Annotated in this window: 1 protein-coding gene; it reads left to right on the top strand. The window is 60.8% G+C overall.

Translation table 11 applies throughout. The features are described from left to right. Positions 1 to 1,108 (top strand): CxxxxCH/CxxCH domain-containing protein (locus OR1_RS20445; RefSeq protein WP_041975016.1); only part of this gene is annotated, 1,108 nt, incomplete at both ends.

Below are 1,108 nucleotides of genomic sequence, written 5' to 3'. Positions count from 1 at the left end.
GTCACGCTGACGACCAAGAAGCACAGCGCGCATATCAGCGTAACCGCCAACCCGAGCCTCGGCAAGGCGTTCGGCTGCGTCGATTGCCATGCCAAGACCGTAAGCAGCAACGACACCATCAGCAACGAAGCGCTGCACGCCAACACCTTCAAAGACTACTCCGGTGTTCGTGCCGGCCGGAGCTACAACGTCACTGACGGCATCTGCAGCAACGTCTATTGCCACAGCGACGGCAAAGGGCGGATAAATGCGCCGTTCACCGCCGGGACCGGCTGGAATTCCGCAGTGGTCTTCAGCGACTGTAAAGGTTGCCACGGCAACGACACCCAGACCGGGTACTTCACCAGCACCGTCGGCGAGCCGAACTACAAGAACGACGGACCCGGAGCGGTCCGGGCCAACACCCACACCGGGAGCCATGTCGGTGCCGGATTATCCACCTGCGCCAACTGCCACGTCGATTCGGTCACCGCTGCCGGAGCGATCAACGACAGCGGTTACCATATCAACGGCGCTCCGAACGTCCGGATCGGCAACGGCAGGAGCGGTGACTACAACCCTGTAACCAAGGGGTGCACCAACGTATCTTGCCATGCATCTACCGGCACGGAAATCCAGTGGGGCTCCCACGCCACCTGTGCCACCTGCCACGGCGACCTCATCAACAAGCCCGGCATGCACAGGACCCACATCGACAACATGATCACCAGCGGCCTGGTTACCATGTACAACTACACCGCCATCAAATCCGACAACGGCAAGTACCGGATCGGCTGTGCCAACTGCCATCCGACCGATGAAGCACACCACCGCGACGGTCATATTGATGTCACTATCAACAAGGACAAGTCGGGAAGAAGCTCTCTGGCCGGTCTCAACAGCGCCACCGCTGACTTCATCAACACCCCGGGCAGCGGCATCAGCGGCACCACGAAAGTCAGCGTCACCTGTTCCATGGTTTACTGCCACAGCAGCGGCCGTTCAACCAACCAGGCGCAGAACGATTTCAGGACCACGCCCGACTGGTACGGCACTGCCGGTTCGGTCGCCAACCGCTGCGGCATGTGCCACGACAACCCGCCGCAGTATGACGGCCAGTCGCACTATG

It is taken from the genome of Geobacter sp. OR-1 (genome assembly GCF_000813145.1).
GTDB lineage: Bacteria > Desulfobacterota > Desulfuromonadia > Geobacterales > DSM-12255 > Geoanaerobacter.
Note: the sequence above shows the minus strand (reverse complement) of the source record. Positions and strands in the feature narration are given on the sequence as shown.